The sequence below is a fragment of the Tsukamurella sp. 8F genome (assembly GCF_029167375.1).
GTDB lineage: Bacteria > Actinomycetota > Actinomycetes > Mycobacteriales > Mycobacteriaceae > Tsukamurella.
In genome coordinates, this window is record NZ_JARFTP010000015.1 from 34,285 (window position 1) to 56,236 (window position 21,952).

The following is a 21,952-nucleotide window of genomic DNA, read 5'->3' on the forward strand; positions in this document are numbered from 1 at the left end:
CCTACGCCGGTCAGCGCGCTGCCGCCTCCCTGTCGGCCTCGGCCTCGCGATCGCGTTCGCGCACCGCCGCCCGCATCTGGTCGATGTTCTCGCGGAGGGCGTCGGCGACCAGTTCGTCCGTCCGCGGGTCGCGGAGCACCTCGAACACCAGCCGGAAGACGGTGTCGCTGACGAGCCGGACCACATCGTCGTGGAAGGGGAGCCAGCGCAGGCGACCGATCCGGCTGTCCTGCTTGACCAGCTCCACGATCATCTCGTCGATCTCACCCCGGTTCTCCTCGAGCGCGGAGGCGATGTTCTGGGTGTATCGACCCGTGCGCAGCACGGCGGCGACCTCGTCCATGACGGCGATCGTGATCGGACGCTTGATCGTCTCGACCAGCGCGTCGGTGGAGCGCTGCAGGACCGTCGCGGTCACCCGGTCACCGAAAGCCCGGTCGGCAGCCCGGCCGAGGCGCGCGAGGACCAACACGATCCGCAGCAGCCGGAAGGAGCGGAACAGGGGATCCGAAACCGGGATCATCCCTAGCACCTCGTACCAGTACCGGACGGGGAATCGCCAGCCCTCGCCACTGCGCCGCCACCGCCACACGAACTCGATCGCGAACACGCCGCAGATCACGTAGTCGGCGATGATCACCCGCCGTTCCACCTCGGGAGAGACGTTGCCGAAAGTCACCCAGCACAGCAGGACGACGGACACCAGAGCGATGACCAGCATCGTCCAATCGGCGACGCCCACCGGGGGCTTGGAGGGGTAGTCGGCGAGCGTGGAACGACGCTGGTGCTCACGTTTCTGCTCGACGGTCATGGCCACCACTCTCCCAGGGAGCATCTTCGAGGTACCCACAGGCGCTTCCGTCGATCCGCGCTACCGTGGGTATGTGACGTCAGTCTCACGCGGTCTCGGCGTGCCGGATGCGACCGTGCAGCCCGGCGGCCCGGTCCGCGCGCTCCACGAGCGATTCATCGCGGGTGAGATCGACGCGCTCTCACTCCGCGAGAGCGCGCTGCGACGCCTTGTGGCGGAGAGCTGGCAGCGCAGCCTCGAGACGGGGGTGGACCCCGACGGCGAGGCGCCCGAGACCGGCAACACCCTCGCGTCGCTGCGCGCCACCCATCCCCTCGCGCCCGTGATGCCGACGATCCGGCGGCTGCTGGTCGACGATGCGACGGAATCGTCGGGTGTGATGGTGGCCGTGGGTGCGGTCGACGGAACCCTGCTGTGGGTCGAGGGCGACCGGGCCGTGCTGCGCCGCGCAGAGGCGATGAACTTCATGCCGGGCACCGTCTGGAGCGAGCGCGCGGCCGGCACCAACGCGCCGGGCACCGCCCTGACGCTGGACCGCGAGGTGCAGATCCGCGAGTCCGAGCACTTCGCGCGCGCCGCGCATCGCTGGAGCTGCACCGCCGTACCGATCCACGACCCCGCCACGCACGCCGCGCTCGGAGTGCTGGACGTCACGGGCGGCGAGGACATCACGACGCCGCAGACGCTCGCGCTGCTGCGCGCGACGGCTCTCGCCGTCGAGGGGCAGCTGGCGGTGCTACGCCTGAACTCGGTCACGCCACCCGCCCCCGCGCCGGAGGCGGCATTACGCGTCCTAGGCGCCCGGCGGCCCGAGTGGTCCGCCCGCGCCGCCGACGGCACCACGCGCACCCTGCCGCTCACCGGGCGGCATGCCGACATCCTGGTCCTGCTTGCGCGCCACCCCGAGGGGCTGTCGGCCGACCACCTCGCGCTGCTGCTCGACGACGGCGACCTCGACGTCGTGACCGTGCGCGCGGAGATGTCCCGGCTGCGCAAGGCCGTCGGCGCCGAATTCCTGGGCTCGCGGCCCTACCGACTCTCGAGGCCGGTCGAGATCGACGCCGACGCCGTCGTCGCAGCCGTCCGCGCCGGCGACGGCGCCACCGCACTCGACCGATACCCCGGGCCGCTGCTCCCGCAGTCGGTCTCCCCCGGCGTCGCCCGACTGCGCACCGAGTTGTCCGAGAGCGTCCGGGCCGCCGTCGCCGCGACCCGCGACCTCGGCCTCCTGCGCCGCTGGCTCGATCTGCCCGACGGCCGCGACGACCGCGAGGGCTGGCACATCCTGCACCGTCACGGCGGCACCGCCGGCCGCGCAGAGGCGGGTGGACACCTCGCCGGATTGGCCCTCGACCTGGGGTGACACCCTCCCGCATCCGTGCAACTGTGATGCAACTCTCACCGGCATAGCGTTGGAGGCGCATTCACTGCAGTCGGCCACCGATGGAGGAGAGCCACATGACCGTTTACGCACGCCCGGGCACCGAGGGCGCCAAGATGGCGTTCAAGTCGCGCTACGACAACATCATCGGAGGCAAGGAGGTACCTCCGGTCAAGGGCCAGTACTTCGAGAACCCCACACCCGTCACCGGCCAGGCCTTCTGCGAGGTCGCGCGCTCGACCGCAGAGGACGTCGAGCTCGCACTCGACGCCGCCCACGCCGCGGCACCCGCGTGGGGCAAGACCGCGCCCGCCGCCCGCGCGCTGGTCCTGAACCGGATCGCAGACCGCGTCGAGGAGAACCTCGAGTCGATCGCTCTCGCCGAGTCCTGGGAGAACGGCAAGCCCATCCGCGAGACGCTCAACGCGGACATCCCGCTCGCCGTCGACCATCTGCGCTACTTCGCCGGCGTCCTGCGCGCACAGGAGGGCGGCATCTCGGAGATCGACGAGAACACCGTCGCGTACCACTTCCACGAGCCGCTTGGCGTGGTCGGACAGATCATCCCGTGGAACTTCCCGATCCTGATGGCGATCTGGAAGCTCGCTCCGGCACTCGCCGCGGGGAACGCGGTGGTACTCAAGCCCGCCGAGCAGACGCCGGTCTCCGTGATGTACCTGTACTCGCTGATCGAGGACCTGCTGCCCCCGGGCGTGGTGAACATCGTGAACGGCTTCGGCGCCGAGGCCGGCAAGCCACTGGCCTCCAACCCGCGTATCGCCAAGATCGCATTCACCGGCGAGACCACGACCGGCCGCCTGATCATGCAGTATGCGTCGCAGAACCTGATCCCGGTCACGCTCGAGCTGGGTGGCAAGTCGCCGAACGTGTTCTTCAAGGACGTCATGCTGGATAACGACGACTTCCAGGACAAGGCGCTCGAAGGCTTCACCATGTTCGCCCTCAACCAGGGCGAGGTCTGCACGTGCCCGTCCCGCGCACTACTGGAGGAGCCGATCTACGACGACTTCCTCTCGCTCGCGGCGATCCGCACCAAGGCGATCCGGCAGGGCGACCCGCTCGACACCGACACCATGATCGGCGCGCAGGCGTCCAACGACCAGCTGGAGAAGATCCTCTCCTACGTCGAGATCGGCAAGGGCGAGGGCGCCCAGGTCGTGACCGGCGGCGAGCGCGCCGACCTGGGCGGTGACCTGTCCGGTGGCTACTACATGCAGCCGACCATATTCACCGGGCACAACGGCATGCGGATCTTCCAGGAGGAGATCTTCGGCCCGGTCGTGTCGGTCACGTCGTTCAAGGACTACGACGACGCGATCTCCATCGCCAACGACACCCTGTACGGGCTGGGCGCGGGCGTGTGGTCACGCAACGGCACCGTCGCATACCGGGCGGGGCGCGACATCCAGGCCGGCCGTGTGTGGACCAACACGTACCACCAGTACCCGGCGCACGCGGCGTTCGGCGGATACAAGCAGTCCGGGATCGGGCGCGAGAACCACAAGATGATGCTCGACCACTACCAGCAGACGAAGAACCTGTTGGTGTCGTACGCACCCAAGGCCCAGGGCTTCTTCTGATCCCTTGGCGCCTCCGGCCTCGGCTGGCAGGATCGCGGCCATGGAGTGGCCCGATACCGCTGAGGCTCTGATGCGCTCCCGCTTCGCCGCTTTCCGGGACGCCGACGCCGATTGGCTGTCGGCGTCCTGGCATGTCTCGACACGGCCCGCCGCCGTGGACCTGTCGGGGAACCCGACGTGGCGGGGTCTTCAGATCGTCGACACCGTGGCGGGCGGGCCCGACGACATCGACGGCATCGTCGAGTTCCGCGCAACGTACCTCTCGGGCGGGCAACACGGCGTGCTCCATGAGCGCTCCCGCTTCGTCCGCGAGGGCCGGCGCTGGTACTACGTCGATGGGGATCAGCTCGAACCCTGAGTCACTCGCTGGCGGCAGCTGCCCAGGCCGTCGGACCGTCTCATGCCCACTCTGGACCGCATCACGTCTACCAGCTGTTTTGCATATCATCATCCGCGTTGTGTAGTGTTTCGATCCGGCGGTTGGCGACGTGCCCCGGGTTCGGAGCGCTCGCGGATCGCGCCTTGAGGAGGCGTGCCAGAGCGGCCGAATGGGACTCACTGCTAATGAGTTGTCCGGCTACAACCGGACCGGAGGTTCAAATCCTCTCGCCTCCGCCACGTCGACCTCCGTCGGCACAACTGAATACAAGCGCCCGTAGCTCAGTGGATAGAGCATCTGACTACGGATCAGAAGGTCAGGGGTTCGAATCCCTTCGGGCGCACAATCACACCAGGTCAGGGCCGGTTTCCATCCCAGGGAACGGGCCCTGATTTGATTCGCCCACCGTTTACCCACCGTTCTTCGCGCGGCATTTCGGTTGTCGGCCAACGGCGGCGCTCGATCAGTGCGCCTCCATGAGAAGCCGACCAACCTTCACGCATAGCGCTAGGTTTGGTCGATGTCATCATCGCCGCGCGCTCTCAGCAAGGGTGCCAATCTCACCGTCGAGGATGCATTCGGTGATCCAGCCGCACACATTGCGATCAGCATCGAGACAGTCTTCCAGGACGGTCATCCTCGAGTGCCCACGGATGTCAGTGCCGTGGTCGTCGGCCAGGACGGCAGAGTCCGCTCGAATAAGGACCTGGTGTTCTACAACCAGCCCACCGGAGCCAACGGAGCCGTGCGGTTACTTCCGGCCGCCGAGGTCGGCACCGACGGCGACAGGGCGGCGACTGTCACAGTCGACCTCAGCGAGCTCCCTGATTCGGTAGAACTCGTCGTCGTTGCAGCGAGCATCGACCCGGACGTACCCGAGCAGATCACATTCGGCAGCGTCGATGCCGTACACATGTCGGCATCTACAGTCGGCGGTCCACCCGCCCTCGTCAGCTCCCTGGTAGGGCTCACGGACGAGCGGGCACTGATCTTCGGCGAAATATACCGGCGCGACACCCAATGGAAGATCCGCGCCGTCGGACAGGGATACCGCGACGGCCTGTCGGCCCTCGTCACCGATTACGGCATCGAGGTCGATCACACACAGGAGGTAGAGCCTCCAGATACCCGATCCCCGGACGCCGCCGCGCCGGACCTGGCAGACGCTGCGACATCGACGTCGTCGGGCGAGGCTGAGCAGCTCCCCGAACCGAAAGTCGCGCTCGGACGAAGGCGTCGGACGGTGGCAAAGCTCCCGCAGGACTGGAGGGAGCGAATCTCGCCCGGGCTCGCCTTCGTGCGCTCCCCAGACACATGGCGATCGGCCCGTCTGTTCCCGACGGTCGGGATGAAATCGAGCGCAGAACAGGAGGGACGTACCACGTCGACCTTCTTGGCGATGATGGAGATCGTCCCCGACCTCGGTAAGCGGATCGTCACACTGATGGGCGGTCCCCGCGGAAGAGTTGAGACCTTCACCGAGGTTCGGTTCTCGCACGCGGGCCAGGATCTTCGTCCCGACGGACTTGTTCGTGTCACTCGAGGCGCGACGAGTTGGACAGCACTCGTCGAAGTGAAGACGGGCAAGGGAACACTCACCTTCGATCAGGTCGATTCCTACATCAAGCTGGCCCGTGTGAAGAACTTCGATGCGGTGATTACCATCAGCTGCGATCTCATGCCGTGTGCGGCAGACCTCCCGTTCGTTGTTGCCGCTCGACCTCCGAAATCGGTCACGGTGCAGCACATCTCATGGGAGGAGATCGTTACCGAAGCCGCGCTCGCACGTGCGGGCGAGACACCGAATCGAACGCACGATCGGCTTCTGGAGGAATTCATTCGCTACGGTGCCGATCCTCACTCCGGGATGTGGTCGTTCTCGGATATGGGTCGCCATTGGGTCAAGGTTCGCAGCGAGGTCAGCGACGGCACACTGGCACCGGGCGACCAAGCGACCGCCGCGATCTGTACTCGGTTCGATCAACTCACGCGACATGTGGCCCTCCAGTTGACCGCACTCACCGGTCAAACGGTCACCTCGCAGATCCCGGGTAGCCCCGCCGACGCGGTGAGCCGCGCGAAGCAGCTGGCAGACTCAGGCGAGTTGTTCGGATCACTCCGCGTGGCCGGCGCCACCTCGCCGATCGTCGTCAACGCCAATCTTGCGCGACAACGGATCAGTTGCGCCCAACAGGTCGCCGCTCCACGTACGGGGCGGACGAGCACAAAAGTCAACTGGTTGCTGCGTCAGCTCACAGACGCACCTCCACGGTTGCGGATCACCGCCCACCACCTAGGCAGCCGGAGCGACGTCACCTCAGCACTGCTAGAGACGGCACGTGCCGATCCCAGCACACTGCTCCCGCCGAACGATAAGGACATCCGAGAATTCACCGTGACCGCGGAAGCGTCCATGGGGACGAAGCGCGCCGCCACCGACAACGGTTTCGTAACCACGATGGTCGAGCTCGTCGACTCGTTCTACGCCGAGATCACCCAGGTGCTGCGACCACCTCGCCCAGATCGATAGTGATGGTGCGCCTGCCAGGCGGTCTCGTCCCGGCGGCGAGCGGGAAAGGCCGCGCGGACAGCGAAGGGATCGACACCGTCGGCGCCGAGAAGGCCGCGCCCGGCGGATACTCTGGCGAGGTGGCGCCTTACATCCGACCCGACCTCGAGCACGTCCCCGCGTATGTCCCCGGAAAGACCGTCCCGGGTGCGATCAAGCTCGCCTCCAATGAGATCGCACAGGGCCCGCTGCCCGGCGTCCTCGAGAGCGCCGCGGCGGCGGCGGCCGGCGCGAACCGGTACCCGGACAACGGCGCCGTCGAACTCCGGGACGAGCTCGCGAAGCTCACCGGCGTCACGCCGGAGAACATCCAGGTCGGCTGCGGATCATCGTCGTTGTGCCTCGGCCTCGCGCAGATCACGTGCGAACCGGGCGACGAGGTCCTCATGCCGTGGCGCTCCTTCGAGTCGTATCCGATCGTGGCGCAGGTCGTCGGCGCTATGCCCGTGCAGGTGCCGCTCACGGCCGACCATCGCCATGACCTGGACGCGATGCTCGCCGCGATCACCGACCGCACGCGCCTGATCTTCGTCTGCAATCCCAACAACCCGACGGGCACGACGATCTCGCGTGACGACCTCAGGGCGTTCCTGCAGCGGGTGCCCCCGCACATCGTGGTCGGCCTGGACGAGGCGTACTTCGAATACCACCGCACGAACAAGGCTACGGGCGACCGGGTCGACGGCGTCGAGATCACCCGAGAGTTTCCCAATGTCATTGCGCTGCGGACCTTCTCGAAAGCCTATGGGCTGGCGGGGCTACGCGTGGGCTACGCGATCGGCGACCCCGCGATCATCACGGCTCTCTCCAAGGTGCACATCCCGTTCAGCGTGAACTCGGTCGCGCAGGCCGCCGCCATCGCGTCGCTGGATGCCGGCGACGAGTTGCTGGCGCGCACGGAGACCGTCGTCGCCGAGCGCAGCCGCGTCCGCGAGGCACTGCTCGCGGCCGGCTACGACGTGCCGCCGTCGCAGTCGAACTTCGTGTGGCTCGCCCTAGGGGACGACGCCGCGCCGTTCGCCGCCGATGCGGCCGCTGCGGGGCTCATCGTCCGGGCGTTCGCCGGCGACGGCGTGCGGGTCACCGTCACCGACCGCGCGGAGGACGACGCGTTCCTCGACTTCGCGACGAAGTGGCGCCGATGAGTCTGGGGAAGAGCGGCTTCGCATTCGAGGCACGGGTCCCGGTCCGCTGGTCGGACATGGACGCGCTGGGACACGTCAATCACGCGCGGATGGTGACCCTGCTCGAGGAGGCGCGCATCGCGTGGCTGCTGTCGGCGGGCGAGGAGTACGCGCCGCTGATCAAGAGCGCTTTCATCGCGGACGTGGCGATCAAGTACAAAGGCCAACTGCGACACGAGGATTCGCCGGTGCGGGTCGGCATGTACATCGCCGGTAACCGCACGGTGGACTTCACCATCGGCTACGAGGTGCGGGGCGCGGAGGCCGCCCCCGACTCGCGCCCCGCGGTCATCGCCACCACGCAGATGGCTGTCGTCGACGTCGAGAAGCGCACCCTGCGGCGCCTCACCGATACCGAGAAGGGCTACCTGACGGCCTGGTCCAGGGGCTGAGGCCCGTCACCGTCGTCCTCCGGGTCCGAGCCTGCAGGCAGCGCTTGCGCCGACCTGCCGGGGAGCCGTGCGACGACCCGTTGTTCCAGCTGCGCGGCGACGCGCCGCGCACCCGCGATGGACAGCTCACGCTCCCCCGACCTGCGGACGAGCTCGTCGATCTGCTCATCGACCGAAGCGGCGACCTCCGACCGCGATCGCTTGTCCGCACCGATGCGCTTGTCCTCCGCGTCGACCAGGTCGCCGACCGCAGACAGGGCGACAACGCGGTCGACCAGCTCGTTCCACACGCGGTCCAGCTCGCCGCTGCGAGCGCCGTCTGCAAGACCGGGGGCGCCGCGCAGGTTTCCCCAAACGTCTCCGAGGGCGGTGGCGTCGGCCGATATCTGGACCAGATCGGTCGCGAGGTCCAGCTGTAGAAGCTGCTCGTCGAGCTCGCCGGAGTGCGCAGAACGCGAGTCCACGACCCTGTCGTAGACGGCGCCCGCGACGTAGAGAAGCACCTCGTACCGGTCGTCGAACACCGACGACTCCGTGTCCGGCGGACGGTGCCCCTCGACCCAATCGGCGATGGCGTCGGGCGCGTGCAGCGTCGCGAGCCGGACGACCGGTGCCGCAGCCCGAACGAACCGTCGCGCGGCGAGCGCCGCGGACCCCGGCACGATCGGCGCGGGCGTGCGGCAGAGAGCGTCGAACAGTAGGTCCCGCTCGTCGAGGTCCAAGTGCACTGCGTCCCGGCGCGCTCTGCGCACGGCGCGCACACCGGCCCCGAAGCTGCGGCGGTTCACGGTGAAGCCGTGCCGGTACGAGCCGAGCTTGCGCCGAGCCTCGGCGGCACGCAGGGACTCAGCGGCGTCGATCGCTCCGGCCAGGGGCGCCAATGGCTCCCTGCGGCGCTCGGACGACGCGCGCTCGGCGGTCCGCGTCAGGCGTCGGAGACGTGCGTAGCCGCCCAGGTCCGGGAAGGTCGCGTCGCTCTCGAAGCGCCGCAGCACCACCTCGCGGGTCTGCTGGGGGAGGCGTCCCGCCGCGATGAGCAGCGCGGCACCGTCGGACAGGTCCGGGCGGAATCCCGGCACGGCGCGCGCCTCACACCATCGGCGCACCGGTGCGTCGATGTGCGCTGGACCCGACGGATCCACCGCGGCTCCCGGCCCGGCCGATTCCGCTGCGTCCACGCGCGGCTGATCTGCCGCGTCCACCGGTTCCGCCATGGTTCGCCTCCTTCCGTCGCGGGGTGCGGCCCCCATTGTCACCGAACCGGGTCACGAACCGCAGCAGCCAGGCCAGGGGGATCGATACGACCGCCGTACCGAGGAACGCGATCACGAAGTGTCCGGTGAACACGCGCCAGCCGAACACGTCCGCCAGGAGGATGTCCAACACGATCAGGTGGACCAGGAAGAACTCGTAGGAGATGTCACCCAGCCACACCACCGGGCGGGTTCCCAAGGCCCGCGTGAACCAACCGGAGGAGCCGAATGCGAGGGGCGCTATAACCGTGACGGAGAACACCAGGTAGAGCATCGATTTGGTGATCGCCTGGCCGGTGTCGTTCGGGACGATCGTCGGCGGCCCGGCAAGCGGCAGACACGCGACCGCGAACGCCGCGGCCGCAACCGCGAGACACGCCGGAGTAGCCCACGCGGGCCACCGCCGGATCCGGGGCGCGACCGCGGCCAGCGCCATCCCCGCCACGAACCACCACCCGAATTCGGGCGGCCACAGCCGGGCGGTGAAGTCGAGGAAGGCTGGGTCCGGCGTCAGGACTATCCACACCGGCGTGACCGCGGCGAGCACCGCGAGCGCCGTGAGAAGTCGCCCGAGGCGGTATCGATATCGGCAGACGACGGCGGTCAGCACCCACGCTGTCACGGGTAGGACCAGGTAGAACGCCACCTCGACGCACATGCTCCACGTCTGTGTGAGGCCATTGCGCAGGTGGCCGAGGCCGTAGATCTGAGTGAGCGTCAGATTCCGGACAAGCCCACCAATGCCGTGCCCGGATGGGTTCGGATCGTCCCGCACCAGGTACACGAGGTACACCGCGATGACGACGATCCAATACGCCGGCAGCACCCTGCGGAATCGGTGCCAGGCGTAATGCCGCAGCGACGGCTGGCGCCCCGCCCCGTCGGTCAGCACGCGCACCCATGGCCGGAACAGCAGGAAACCCGACAGAGCAAAGAACACCGGGACCCCGACCTCGAGGCGCGCAAAGGCGTTTCCCGCGGTATCCGGTGTGTAGTTGCCGGTCCAGAACGCGGCATGCGTAGCGCACACCGCGGCCGCGGCTAGCGCTCGCAAGCCGGTCAGAGAGGCGACGCGCTGCTGCATCCCGCCATTCTGCCTGCGCCGGGCGACCCTCTACCTGGCCGGGACCGGACAGGCTTCGTCCGCGACCGCGACGACGGTGGGCTCGGCCGGCAGGGGCGGCAGCGTCCCTTCCGCGTAGGCGGCACCGAGTACCGGGGGTGCCGACTGCAGAGCCACGACCTCGTCATCCGAGAACACGCGGCCACGCGACAGGAACCGGAATCCCTCCGGACCCTCCAGAGAGAAGCCCGAGCCGCGACCGGGAACGAGGTCGATGATCAGCTGAGTGTGTTTCCACGCGCCGAACTGCGAGCCGGAGATCCAGACGGGCACGCCGTCGGCGCCGGTCGGGAGGTCGGGCGACGGCACGCCCGCGTCGACGCGCAGGTCGAGGATCCCGAGGAGCACGTCTCTGTCACCGATCAGATACTCCCCCAGCGGATAGCACATGGGCGACGATCCGTCGCAGCAGCCGCCGCTCTGGTGGAACATCAGGCCGCCGTGCGTCTGAAGCAGATTGCGCAGCATCACCTGCGCCTTGGCCGTCACCAGGACGCGCGCGGGTGCGTTCATGGTCGTACTCCTCGGGCTGAGTGTGGGCTGCCTGCTACCTACGACCGTAGCGCCCCTTCTGTGACCTGCGCCACTGCCCGACCGGGTGGCGTGCCCGAGGCACGGAATGCCTGCCGGTACCGCAGTGGTGCCATCCCGACGTCGCGTCGCAGGTGCTGCCGCAGACCGGACCCCGTGCCCAGTCCGGCGCGGCGCGCGACGTCGTCGACGGACAGGTCCGTGGTCTCGAGTAGCTCCCGGGCGAGGTCGACACGACACCGCAGCAGCCACGCCCCGGGCGAGAGCCCCGTCTCCTCCCGGAACCGACGGTTGAAGGTCCGGGTACTCAGCGCGGCGCGCGCCGCCAGGGCCGCGACGGTGAGAGGTTCGTCCAGGTGCTCGGCGGCCCATGCCCGCACCGCGGCGGTCGACCCGACCGAGTCCGGAACCGGCCGAGCCACGAACTGGGTCTGCGTGCCCTCCCGCGCCGGCGGGATGACACAGTGCCGGGCGACCCGGTTCGCGACCGCGGCGCCGTGGTCCTTTCGGATGATGTGCAGGCACAGGTCGAGCCCGGCGGCGAGGCCCGCGGAGGTGAGCACGTCGCCGTCGTCGGTGTAGAGGACACGCTCCGCCAGCCGCACCTCGGGGTAGAGACGGCGCAGGTCGGCGCCGTACTTCCAGTGCGTGGTCACGTCGCGGCCGTCGAGCAGGCCCGCCGCCGCGAGCACGAACGCGCCGGTGCAGATCGACACCATGCGCGTGCCGGGCCGGATCCGGCCGAGCGCAGCGGCGAGCTCGCCGGACAGCTCCGCGCGTCGGCGCGGACCATCCACTTTGGTCCCCGGCACGATGACCGTGTCCGCCTCGGCGAGAACCTCCGGGCCCGCCTCTGGCACGATCGCGTACCCCTGCGTAGCAGGCACCGGGTCGGTACTCAGGCCGCAGCTGACGACGCGATAGAGAGGTCGGCCGTCGTCATCGACCGCCTCCGAGAAGCACATCGGCGGAATCGACGCATCGAAGCCGACGATCTTCTCCAACAGGAGCACAGCAACCGTATGCATGGCACGATTCTTTCATTAGTTGTCAACCCTGCCACTGGTTCACGGACGAGCGTCCCGCGACCATAGATCGTGTGACAGACCTGACGAGGGACCGCAAGCTGCTCCACTACGCGTGGATCGTCGCCGCCGTGACATTCGTGGCGATACTCGGCGCAGCCGGATTCCGTTCCGTGCCGGGCGTGATGATGGATCCGCTGCACATGGAGTTCGGCTGGTCGCATGCCACGATCGGCATGGCGATGTCGGTGAACATGGCCCTTTACGGCCTGACGGCACCGTTCGCTGCCGCGCTCATGGACCGCCTCGGGATCCGGCCGGTGGTGTGCGGGGCTCTGGTGCTGATCGCGGCCGGCACCGGGCTCTCGACGCTGATGACCGCCAGCTGGCAGCTGATCCTGCTGTGGGGCGTGCTCGTGGGACTCGGCACGGGATCGATCTCGATGGCCGTCGTGGCGACAGTGGCGACCCGCTGGTTCGTGGCCCGACGTGGCCTCGTCACGGGCGTGCTCACCGCGGCGAGCGCGACGGGGCAGCTGATCTTCCTGCCGGTGGTCGCGATGCTCACCGATCGCTACGGCTGGCGAGTCGCCACCCTCCTGGTGACCGCGGTGGCTCTGGCGGTCGCCCCGATCGTGGCGGTGGCCGTCCGCTCGTTCCCGGCCGACAAGGGGCTCCCGCCGTACGGCGCGACGGAGCTCGTGCCCCGGCCCGTATATCAGGGTGGGACCGCGAGGCGTGCAGTCGCAGCCCTGTTCGACGCAGCTCACCACCGCGTGTTCTGGCTCCTCGCAGGCAGCTTCGCGATCTGCGGTGCGACCACCAACGGGCTGCTGCAGACGCACTTCATCCCCGCGGCGCAGGACCACGGCATGCCGCCCACGACCGCTGCGAGTCTTCTGGCACTGATCGGCGTGTTCGACGTGGTCGGCACCATCGCGTCCGGTTGGTTCACCGACCGCCTCGACTCACGAGTGCTGCTGGTCGTCTACTACGTGGGCCGTGGGATCGCACTGGCGCTCCTGCCCTCGCTGCTCACGGGCCACGCGACCCCCAGTCTCTGGGTGTTCATCCTGTTCTACGGGCTGGACTGGGTGGCGACGGTGCCTCCGACCATCGCCCTGTGCCGTAAACACTTCGGTGAGCAGACGTCCGTGGTGTTCGGCTGGGTCTTCGCATCGCATCAGGTCGGTGCGGCGGTCGCCGCCGTCGGCGCCGGGTACATCCGCGACGCTTCGGGCGGTTACGACCCGGCGTTCTACACCGCTGCCGGATTGTGCGTCATCGCGGCCGGGCTGTGCTGGGCCGTGCCGCGCGTGCGGCGGTCCACCGGGGAGCCGCAGGCCGTTCCCGTCGCCTGACGCTTGACGACGTTTCAGTGCGCACCCACCGCTCCCACGGATGGTCGTCGACAAGCCCTCACGGGGCGTGATCGTCCCTCAGCGATCGACGGTCGGCCCGAGGTCATGAGCAGAAGCCACACACCCCGGTGGTCGATAGAACGGTGAAGCAGTTCGGGCAGAGCTTGGGCTTCGGCTCCTCCGGCCTCGCCGCCTTCGCACGCGCGGATCCGCTCGCCGCCTTCGCACGCGCGGATCCGACGGACTCGGCCGTCTTCGGAACCGCCGGCGCCTTCGCTTTGACGACGCGCCTGCTCGGCGCGGCCTTCGCCGGCTTAGGCGCGCGGCCCGGACGTTGCGAGGCCCGCTTCTCGGCGACCCGCGGCGTGAGCACCGGACCGGCGCCGGCGGGGATGGCAGCGCCGAAATGCTCGTAGCACTGGAACCGCGCGAAGGCGGCATGCGTGTCGAGATCGTCGGGCTTGGGCAGCCCCGCGACCTCGAGCACGTGGACGTACGCGTCGCCGACCGACTGATCGAGGCGCACGCACAGTGCCGCGAGTGGGGGCTCACCCGCCTCAGCGCACGCCAGCGTCACGCCGCCGAGCAGGTCGTCGATCCACAGCCGGACCGGCCCGCCCGCCTTGATCCCGGTGTCGGCCTGGACCCGCGCCGCGAGTTCGGCCTGCGTGATGAAGGCTCCGTAGAGCTTGGCCGTCTCGGCTAGTACCGCATGCGCCGCCGCGGTCCACCTACTCAGGGCATCGGAGAAATCCACGGGGAATTCGGTGTCTGCGCGCCACGCGGTGATGTTCGTGTGTTCGTCGGGAGGCACTCGGAAAACTCTACGGCGATCGCAATGCTCCCGTCGAATCGTGTGCAGCACATCGCAGTCCGGACCGGGCGGTGCGCCTCGTCGCTGAGAGCCCGCTGGGTACCGGGCTGTAGCCCGTGGCGAGGCTGCCCTGATTTCGCTTTACTTGTGAGCACACCCGCCCGGGCCGCGAGGCCTCGCAGAGAGACGACCGACAATGAAGATCACCATCCGCAGGATCCTCGCCGCATCGGCTGCCGCCGCAGCCCTCCTCATAGCCGCAGCGTGTGGCGGGGGTTCGTCCGACACCGCGTCGACGGCCACCCAGGCCGCCGGACCGACCGGAGCCAGTGCGACCACGGCGGCGAGCGCCGCAGCCGGCGACGGCCACTACAAGGCCGGCACCTACGACGTCGAGGGCCACTACACCAACCCCGCGGGCCCCGCGAAGGTCGACGTGCAGCTGACCATCGACTCGGCGGGGACCGTGGAGTCGGTCAAGGTCACGCCGGAGCCCACCAACCCCAATTCCCGCCAGTTCCAGACGCAGTTCGCGGGCGGCATCTCCTCCGTGGTCGTCGGCAAGAAGATCGACTCGCTGTCGGTCTCCAAGGTTGCGGGCTCGTCCCTCACCGGCGGCGGCTTCAACGACGCGGTCAAACAGATCATCGGCAAGGCCAAGGCCTGACGATGCCCGCGGCCGGGGCTCAGTGGCGGTTCGACGGCATCGGCACGGAGTGGCAGGTCGACACCGCGGAGCCGCTCGGCGGCGAGATGCGCGCGCAGATCACAGCACTCGTCGAGCGCTACGACGGTGACTGGTCCAGGTTCCGTCCCGGTACCGTCGTCGACGCGTTGCGGGCCGGGCCGGGCCGTCACCGGATGCCCGCCGACGCCGGCCCACTGATAGACGTCTACGACCGCCTGTACCGGCTCACCGACGGGGCGATGAGCGCCGCCGTCGGAGACGGGCTCGAGCGGCTCGGCTACGACGCGCACTACAGCCTCGTCCCGTCGGGTCCAGCCCGGCCTGCGCCGATCTGGGACGAGAATCGCTGGGATCCACCGTTTCTCACCACGAAGGAGCCGTTCGTCCTCGACGTGGGCGCGGCAGGAAAGGGCTACCTCGCCGATCAGATAGCCGACATCGTCGCACGGGACCACGCCGAGTTCACCATCGACGGCAGCGGCGACCTCGTCCGCAAGGGGCCCGCGGTCACCGTCGCACTGGAACATCCGCTCGACCCGTCGCTCGCGATCGGTACCACCGAGCTGACCGGGGCGCTGTGCGCGTCCGCGATCAACCGCCGCGCCTGGGGTGAGGGGCTGCACCACCTCTTGGACGCGCGCACCGGGATCCCCGTCCACGGTGTCCTCGCCACCTGGGTGTGGGCGTCCGACGCCCGCACCGCCGACGCCCTCGCGACCGCGTTGTTCTTCGCACCTGCCGAGCGCCTGCGCTCCGAGTTCGACTTCCGCTACGCACTGATGACCGATGACCAGCGGGTGCACCACGACGCCGATCTGCCCGCCGAGCTGTTCACGTGATCTCCCGCCTCGACGACCTGCTCGGCCGGGTCACGATGTACCGGCTGGTCACGCTGTGCCTCGCGGCACTTGTGGCGCTGTCGTTCGGCTACGCCTGCACCGGCGTCCTCGACGGTGCGGTCTTCCGCCCGGGCGCGATGGCAGGGTCGCTGGTCGTTCTGCTCGCGGCGTCCGTCGCCTCGAGCCGCGCCCTCGGCCTAACTCTGCGGACTCGTCCGCACACCGAATCGGCGGTGATCACGGCGCTACTGCTGTGGTTCCTGTACTGGCCGCAGTCGAGCGCGCGCATGCTCGCGTGGCTCGCGCTGGCCGCCGCGCTCGCGAACGCGTCGAAATACGTCCTCGCGATCCGCCGCCGCCACGTGTTCAACCCCGCCGCAGCGGGGGCCGTGCTCACGACGATCGCCGCACAGCTCGCCGGCGTACCCGTCTCCGATCGCCTCCTGACCACGTGGTGGGCGGCGAGCGAGCCCCTGCTCCCGTTCGTGATCGTCGCGGCGCTGCTGGTGCTCCGCCGCACCCGGAGGATCGGCCTCGGCGTGACGTTCGTACTGGTGGCCGGAGCGCTCATCGTGATCGGCCTCGCGTCGACGGGCACCGGCGCCGGCGCGGCCGCGAAGCTCGCCGCCGTCTCCTACCCGCTGGTGTTCCTGGGTGGCTTCATGCTCAGCGAGCCGCTCACGCTGCCGCCGCGCCGATGGCAGCAGCTCGTGATCGCCGTCGTGGCGGGCTTCGTCGTCGCATGGCCCGTCTTCTCGCTGTCCTTCCTGTCGACGCCCCCGCACATGTGGATCTTCGATTCCACAGCCGAGCTCGCACTCCTGGCCGCGAACCTGATCGCATTCGGTTTCGGCCAGCGCGGCGGCATCCGACTGGAGCTGGTGCATAAGCGCGAACTACCGGGCGGAGTGTGGGAGTTCGTATTCGAGCCGCTGCGCCCGGTGCGGTTCGCACCCGGCCAGTACGTCGAGCTGCACCTGCCGCATGCCCACGCCGACCGCCGGGGTGTCCGCCGCGTCTTCAGCATCGCCTCCGCACCGTCCGATTCGCACGTCTGTATCGCACTGCGGGTGCCGGAACCGGCGTCGAGCTACAAGCAGGCGATGCTGGCACTCGAACCGGGCACCGTCGTGTCCGCCACGGGGGTCGGCGGCGACTTCCTGCTGCCGACGGATCCCACGACGCCCGTGGTACTCGTAGCCGGGGGAATCGGCATAACGCCGTTCCTCAGCCATCTGCGGCACGGCCCTCGCGACGCGGTACTCGTATACGGGGTGTCCGACGGTGATGCGGTCGCTTTCCGAGAGGAACTCATCGCGACGGACGTGCCGGTGGTGCTCGTCTCTCCCACCGCTCCTGCCGAACTACCCGAAGGTTGGTCGCACGTGGCCGCCCCGTTCATCCGTCCGGAGGACCTGCCGACGACGGTCCCCGGTCTCCGTGAGCGCGTCGCGTACGTATCTGGCCCACCCTCGATGGTGCACGCCGTCCGCCGCGGCCTGGCTCCGCATGTGGCGCGCACGCGCACCGACTACTTCAGCGGCTACTGACCCGGCCGGAAGCGCCTTCCGATGTGGACCCGGGCGCGCCACACCGGGCACGGAAACCGCCTGCCTCCGCTCGACGGCCAGGAATCGATCCGTCGGTAAGGGCTCTGTTGCACTGTGGCAGAACAGGACTCACGAGACCGCAGGCGCCGGCGGGAAGGCCCGGCCGATGCGCGCAAATGTACGTATAGTGGGCGCCGACACACCCCCTCGCGGGGCTTCGACAGGGAGGAAACAGCAATGGGAGTCAGTCTCACCAAGGGCGGCAACGTCTCGCTGACCAAGGAGGCCCCCGGGCTCACGGCCGTCACCGTCGGGCTCGGATGGGACGCCCGGACGACCACCGGCTCGGATTTCGATCTGGACGCGAGCGCGCTGGGTCTGGGTACCGACAAGCGCGTCGTGAACGACCAGTACTTCGTCTTCTTCAACAACCTCAAGTCGCCGGACGGTTCCATCGAGCACACCGGTGACAACTTGACAGGCGAGGGCGAGGGCGACGACGAGTCCATCAAGGTCAACCTCGCTGCCGTGCCGCCGAACGTCGACTCCATCAACTTCCCGGTTTCGATCTACGAGGCCGACTCGCGCGGCCAGTCCTTCGGCCAGGTGCGCAACGCCTACATCCGCGTCGTCAACCAGGCCGACGGGCGTGAGCTCGCCCGTTACGACCTCACAGAGGACGCGTCCACCGAGACCGCGATGGTGTTCGGCGAGCTGTACCGCAACGGTGCCGAGTGGAAGTTCCGCGCCATCGGCCAGGGGTACGCCTCGGGCCTCGCCGGCATCGCCCGCGACTTCGGCGTCAACGTCTGACCGTCCCTAACGCTCACGGACGGCCACGGCGGTCACGCCGCGGCCGTTCTCGGCGCACCTGACGCAGGGCGCCTCATCCACGAAAGGTCACCGCGCCGGTGTTCCGCATCTTCCGACTGTCGATCCTGGTCACAGTCGTATCCTTGATCGTCGCCTTCCTCTACGGCGGCCCGCAGGCCCTCTTCCTCGCCGCGATCCTGGGCGTCCTCGAGGTCAGCCTGTCGTTCGACAACGCCATCATCAACGCCACGGTGCTGCAACGGATGAGCGAGTTCTGGCAGCGCATGTTCCTGACGGTGGGCGTGCTGATCGCGGTCGTCGGCATGCGCCTGGTGTTCCCACTTGCGATCGTGTGGATCACGGCCGGGCTGAACCCGATCCGCGCGCTCGATCTGGCCCTGAACCCGCCGTCGCACGGCGAGACGTACGAGTCTCTGGTCACCGCCGCGCACCCGCAGATCGCGGCGTTCGGCGGCATGTTCCTGCTCATGCTGTTCCTCGATTTCCTCTTCGACGAGAAGGAACACACCTGGCTGAGCTGGATCGAGCGGCCTCTGCAGAAGGTCGGCAAGCTCGATCAGCTGTCGGTCGTCGTGGCCATCGCCCTGCTGCTGGTGACTGCCACGTGGCTCACACCCGAGCACGAGAAGTCCACGGTCCTCATCGCCGGCCTACTGGGGATGGTGGTCTACATCGTGGTCAACGGGCTGGGCGAGCTGTTCCACGTCGAGGAGGAGGGCGACGAGGGCTCGCCCGCCAGCGGCCGCAACGAGCTGATCAAGGCGACCGGCAAGGCGGCGTTCTTCCTGTTCCTGTACCTCGAGGTGCTCGACGCCTCGTTCTCCTTCGACGGCGTGATCGGCGCGTTCGCGATCACCGCCGACCCGATCATCATCGCCCTCGGCCTGGGCTTCATCGGTGCGATGTTCGTGCGCTCGATCACGGTCTACCTGGTTCGGCAGGGCACGCTGAACGAGTACATCTTCCTCGAGCACGGCGCGCACTGGGCTATCGGCGCCCTGGCGCTCATCCTGTTCTACTCGATCCACCAGGAGGTCCCTGAGGTGGTCACCGGCCTGGTCGGAGTGGTGCTCATCGTGGCATCGCTGGTGTCGAGCATCGTCTTCAACCGCAACCATCGCGACGCGGGCGAACCCGTCGAAACGACCGTGTAGCGGAGCGCCCCGGGGGGAGAGTTCATGCACGTCGTCCACACACCGGCCCAGCGGGGCACCCGCCGATACCATCGGGGAGTGGGAGGCAACAGGATGCGCCGGCTGTTCGGCGGGAACGACGAGCCTTCACCCGCCGTCCCGCCCACCCTCACTGCTCTGACGTCCGCGTTTCTCGAGGTGGACCGACGCTTCTCGGAGCTCGATACCGCCGTGCGCGACGCACAGGAGGTCGCCGGCGACGGCGACCTCGCCTCGGCGTGGGCGCCGCTCGTCGACCGCTTCGGCGCCGCAACGGAGCGCTACATGTGGGCGAGCGGTTCGGAACAGGGAACGCGACCACCCACCGCGGCCGATCAAGACGCGTGCGGTCGCGAGCTGAACGAGATCGCGGCAGCAATGGATCGCTTCCGGTCCCGCAACGAGAGCCGCATCGCCAGCGCCCGGGGCGCCCGCGCGGTCTCCGAACGTAAGCTGCTGGCGGCACGGACCGCCGCGAACGGAGTCACGACCAGGCTCGAGTCGCCCGAGGCGGCCCCCTACCTACAGCTCACCACCGTCGGGGCCGCCACCGACGCGCTCATCGCAGCGATGGGGCGACTCGACGGCGCACCCGATGTTCCGACCCGGGACACCGCTGCCGACGAGGTGGACGCCGCCGCCGCGCAGGTACACGCCGCGCTCGACGCGGCCCCCGGCCTCCCCGATGCGGCGCGGCGCGCGATCGCCTCGGCCACCACCCGCCTCAGCGCGGTCCGCACGCGTGCCGAGGGCCTCGGCCCGACCCGCTCCGCGATCCTGCGAGAGTTCAGCTCGGAGTGTTCGGCCGACCTCGTCGACAACGACCGGGTCGCCGCAGACGAAGCCCGCGCCGCAGAGGCTGCGCTCCAAGACGCCCAACGGTGCCTCGCCACCGAATCGCCCGACGGTGCCCTCGATGCCGTTTCGACGGCGCGCGACCACCTCGAGCGGGCGGGCCGCGCGGTCGACGCCGTCACCGAGAGGCTCCGGCTCCTGCGCGAAGTCCGCGCCGACACGAACGTGCCCGCCGATAAGGCCCGCTTCAAACTCCGCGACGCTCAGCACCTCGCGGTCCAGAAGCGGCTTGTAGGCGAGTGGGGTTCGGTCCTCGACGCGCAGCACGACCGGATCGAGCGGGCGTCGCAGGCCCTCGAACGCGTGCACCCGGACTACTGGCGCTACCTCCAGGAATTGGAGGCCGTCGAACGCGATATCGCGCAGGTGGTCTCGCGCATGCGTGGGACGGCGAACCCGTGACTGCCGCGCCGCTGCCCGCGCCGTCCGCACTTCGGCACTTCCATCGACTGCCGCAGTCCGACGTTGACGCCCTGTTCCTTTGCGCCCCGCAGCCTTTCACCGACGACGCCCCGCGGGACCTGCTCGCGCACGCGCTCGGCGCCACGCTCTACGTCCCCGCGACCCGACCCGGTCTCGCGGAGCTCGTAGCCCGGCGGTACGCGGACGGGGTCGCGTCCATGGTGGTCGACCTCGAGGACGCGGTAGCCGACGACGACGTCGAAAAGGCTACCCTGCAGGCGATCTCGGCCCTGCGGGAGCTAGCGGGCACTCCAGCGGCGGCGATGCTGCTGTTCGTCCGGCCGCGCAGCGCAGGGGCGATCACGCGGATCACCGAAGCCCTCGGCCCGGAGGTCGAGGCCCTCACCGGCTTCGTCCTGCCCAAGTTCGCTGCCGCCGACGGCACCTCGTCCCTGGCTGCCGTCGCGGATGCCTCCGAGCGAGCGGGTAAGTGGCTCTATGCGATGCCGGTTCTAGAAGGACCTGAGCTCGTATACCGCGAGAGCCGGGACGCCGAGCTGGATGGGATCGCCGCTCTCCTCGCAGCGCACCGCGAGCGCATTCTCGCGGTTCGCGTCGGCGCCACGGATATGTGCAGTCTGTTCGGCATCCGCCGCGACCGCGATCTCACCGTGTACGACGTACGCGTGGTGGCGGATGCGATAGCGGCGATCGTCAACCGGTTCGGCCGCAGCGACGGGACGGGCTTCGTCGTCACGGGCCCTGTTTGGGAGTACTTCGACAGCGATGCACGTTCGCACGCAAAGGCTTTCGGAGCGCGTCCGGGCGGCCCGTTCCCCGTGTCCCCGGATATCGGCGGCCTGCTGCGCGAGGTCGCACTCGACCGAGCGAACGGACTGTACGGCAAGACCGTCATCCATCCGTCGCACGTGCCCGTGGTGCACGCGCTGGCAGCCGTATCGCACGAGGAGTACCAGGACGCACTGGACATCGGCCGAGCCGGCTCGGGCATCACCCCGTCGGCATACCGGAACAAGATGAACGAGGTGAAGCCGCACCGGCTCTGGGCCGAACAGACACTGCTGCGCGCATCGGCATTCGGCGTGATCCGCGCCGGAGTGACACATGCCGACCTACTCCGCGCGTTGGCGGAACGATGACCGCCGCCGCGCCCTGGTCCGTGTCGGA

Annotated in this window: 20 protein-coding genes and 2 tRNA genes; 16 read left to right on the forward strand and 6 right to left on the reverse strand. The window is 68.9% G+C overall.

Translation table 11 applies throughout. From position 1 onward, the window contains the following. Positions 1-10: 10 nt before the first annotated feature. Complete coding sequence (locus P0W64_RS13130) at positions 11-811, reverse strand: ion transporter (protein ID WP_275480571.1); 801 nt, start codon at positions 809-811, stop codon at positions 11-13. Positions 812-884: 73 nt separating this feature from the next. On the opposite strand from P0W64_RS13130, the gene P0W64_RS13135 reads away from it, so the two are divergent. From P0W64_RS13135 to P0W64_RS13170, 8 genes are all read left to right on the forward strand, one after another. Further along, positions 885-2,174 carry a GAF domain-containing protein gene (locus P0W64_RS13135; protein WP_275480572.1) on the forward strand — a complete coding sequence of 430 codons (1,290 nt, stop codon included), beginning with the start codon at positions 885-887 and terminating at the stop codon, positions 2,172-2,174. A 95-nt stretch (positions 2,175-2,269) separates the two neighbouring features. Then, positions 2,270-3,793 (forward strand): aldehyde dehydrogenase family protein, encoded by a 1,524-nt coding sequence (locus P0W64_RS13140; protein ID WP_275480573.1) that lies wholly within the window; start codon positions 2,270-2,272, stop codon positions 3,791-3,793. 40 nt (positions 3,794-3,833) lie between these two features. Beyond that, positions 3,834-4,151, forward strand: a complete 318-nt coding sequence (locus tag P0W64_RS13145) for a YchJ family metal-binding protein (protein WP_275480574.1) — start codon at positions 3,834-3,836, stop codon at positions 4,149-4,151. A gap of 168 nt (positions 4,152-4,319) precedes the next feature. Further along, positions 4,320-4,411 (forward strand) — tRNA-Ser (locus P0W64_RS13150). 31 nt (positions 4,412-4,442) lie between these two features. Beyond that, a tRNA-Arg gene (locus tag P0W64_RS13155) sits at positions 4,443-4,515 on the forward strand. A gap of 177 nt (positions 4,516-4,692) precedes the next feature. Then, positions 4,693-6,702: a TerD family protein gene (locus P0W64_RS13160; RefSeq protein ID WP_275480575.1), complete on the forward strand. Its 2,010-nt coding sequence runs from the start codon at positions 4,693-4,695 to the stop codon at positions 6,700-6,702. A 119-nt stretch (positions 6,703-6,821) separates the two neighbouring features. Beyond that, positions 6,822-7,886 (forward strand): histidinol-phosphate transaminase, encoded by a 1,065-nt coding sequence (gene hisC / locus P0W64_RS13165; protein ID WP_275480576.1) that lies wholly within the window; start codon positions 6,822-6,824, stop codon positions 7,884-7,886. Further along, the gene (locus P0W64_RS13170; protein WP_275480577.1) at positions 7,883-8,317 is read left to right on the forward strand and encodes a thioesterase family protein; all 435 of its coding nucleotides are present in this window, start codon (positions 7,883-7,885) and stop codon (positions 8,315-8,317) included. Before hisC ends, P0W64_RS13170 begins: the two co-directional genes overlap by 4 nt. Here P0W64_RS13170 and P0W64_RS13175 read toward each other — a convergent pair. Genes P0W64_RS13175 through P0W64_RS13190 form a run of 4 tightly spaced genes read right to left on the reverse strand, consistent with a single transcriptional unit; the run spans position 8,290 to position 12,252 of the window. Continuing rightward, on the reverse strand, positions 8,290-9,396 hold the full coding sequence (locus P0W64_RS13175) for a hypothetical protein (protein ID WP_275480578.1): 1,107 nt from the start codon (positions 9,394-9,396) through the stop codon (positions 8,290-8,292). The two genes, P0W64_RS13170 and P0W64_RS13175, sit on opposite strands and share 28 nt — an antisense overlap. 10 nt (positions 9,397-9,406) lie before the next feature. After that, entirely contained in the window at positions 9,407-10,654 is a 1,248-nt protein-coding gene (locus P0W64_RS13180) for an acyltransferase (RefSeq protein ID WP_275480579.1), read from the reverse strand. A 30-nt stretch (positions 10,655-10,684) separates the two neighbouring features. Then, positions 10,685-11,206: a DUF779 domain-containing protein gene (locus tag P0W64_RS13185; protein WP_275480580.1), complete on the reverse strand. Its 522-nt coding sequence runs from the start codon at positions 11,204-11,206 to the stop codon at positions 10,685-10,687. A gap of 38 nt (positions 11,207-11,244) precedes the next feature. After that, positions 11,245-12,252, reverse strand: coding sequence for a helix-turn-helix domain-containing protein (locus tag P0W64_RS13190; protein WP_275480581.1), 1,008 nt, complete (start codon positions 12,250-12,252; stop codon positions 11,245-11,247). 71 nt (positions 12,253-12,323) lie between these two features. Here P0W64_RS13190 and P0W64_RS13195 point away from each other — a divergent pair, with 71 nt between their 5' ends. After that, the gene (locus P0W64_RS13195; RefSeq protein ID WP_275480582.1) at positions 12,324-13,610 is read left to right on the forward strand and encodes an MFS transporter; all 1,287 of its coding nucleotides are present in this window, start codon (positions 12,324-12,326) and stop codon (positions 13,608-13,610) included. Positions 13,611-13,713: 103 nt separating this feature from the next. On the opposite strand, the gene P0W64_RS13200 is transcribed toward P0W64_RS13195, so the two are convergent. Beyond that, on the reverse strand, positions 13,714-14,424 hold the full coding sequence (locus tag P0W64_RS13200) for a hypothetical protein (RefSeq protein WP_275480583.1): 711 nt from the start codon (positions 14,422-14,424) through the stop codon (positions 13,714-13,716). Between the two features lie 196 nt (positions 14,425-14,620). Between P0W64_RS13200 and P0W64_RS13205 the strand changes: the two genes are divergently transcribed. The 7 genes from P0W64_RS13205 to P0W64_RS13235 all read left to right on the forward strand — a co-directional run bounded on the left by P0W64_RS13205 (position 14,621) and on the right by P0W64_RS13235 (position 21,924). Then, entirely contained in the window at positions 14,621-15,091 is a 471-nt protein-coding gene (locus tag P0W64_RS13205) for a calcium-binding protein (RefSeq protein WP_275480584.1), read from the forward strand. 2 nt (positions 15,092-15,093) lie between these two features. Continuing rightward, positions 15,094-15,951, forward strand: a complete 858-nt coding sequence (locus tag P0W64_RS13210) for an FAD:protein FMN transferase (RefSeq protein ID WP_275480585.1) — start codon at positions 15,094-15,096, stop codon at positions 15,949-15,951. Then, positions 15,948-17,501: an FAD-dependent oxidoreductase gene (locus P0W64_RS13215; protein ID WP_275480586.1), complete on the forward strand. Its 1,554-nt coding sequence runs from the start codon at positions 15,948-15,950 to the stop codon at positions 17,499-17,501. The genes P0W64_RS13210 and P0W64_RS13215 overlap by 4 nt, the downstream gene beginning before the upstream one ends. A gap of 237 nt (positions 17,502-17,738) precedes the next feature. Continuing rightward, a complete protein-coding gene (locus P0W64_RS13220) occupies positions 17,739-18,314 on the forward strand; it encodes a TerD family protein (RefSeq protein WP_275480587.1) in 576 nt (191 codons plus the stop codon). Positions 18,315-18,412: 98 nt separating this feature from the next. After that, the gene (locus P0W64_RS13225; RefSeq protein WP_275480588.1) at positions 18,413-19,489 is read left to right on the forward strand and encodes a DUF475 domain-containing protein; all 1,077 of its coding nucleotides are present in this window, start codon (positions 18,413-18,415) and stop codon (positions 19,487-19,489) included. Between the two features lie 78 nt (positions 19,490-19,567). Continuing rightward, entirely contained in the window at positions 19,568-20,764 is a 1,197-nt protein-coding gene (locus tag P0W64_RS13230; RefSeq protein WP_275480589.1) for a hypothetical protein, read from the forward strand. An 11-nt stretch (positions 20,765-20,775) separates the two neighbouring features. Then, positions 20,776-21,924 carry an HpcH/HpaI aldolase/citrate lyase family protein gene (locus P0W64_RS13235; protein WP_275480648.1) on the forward strand — a complete coding sequence of 383 codons (1,149 nt, stop codon included), beginning with the start codon at positions 20,776-20,778 and terminating at the stop codon, positions 21,922-21,924. The last annotated feature ends 28 nt before the right edge of the window (positions 21,925-21,952 follow it).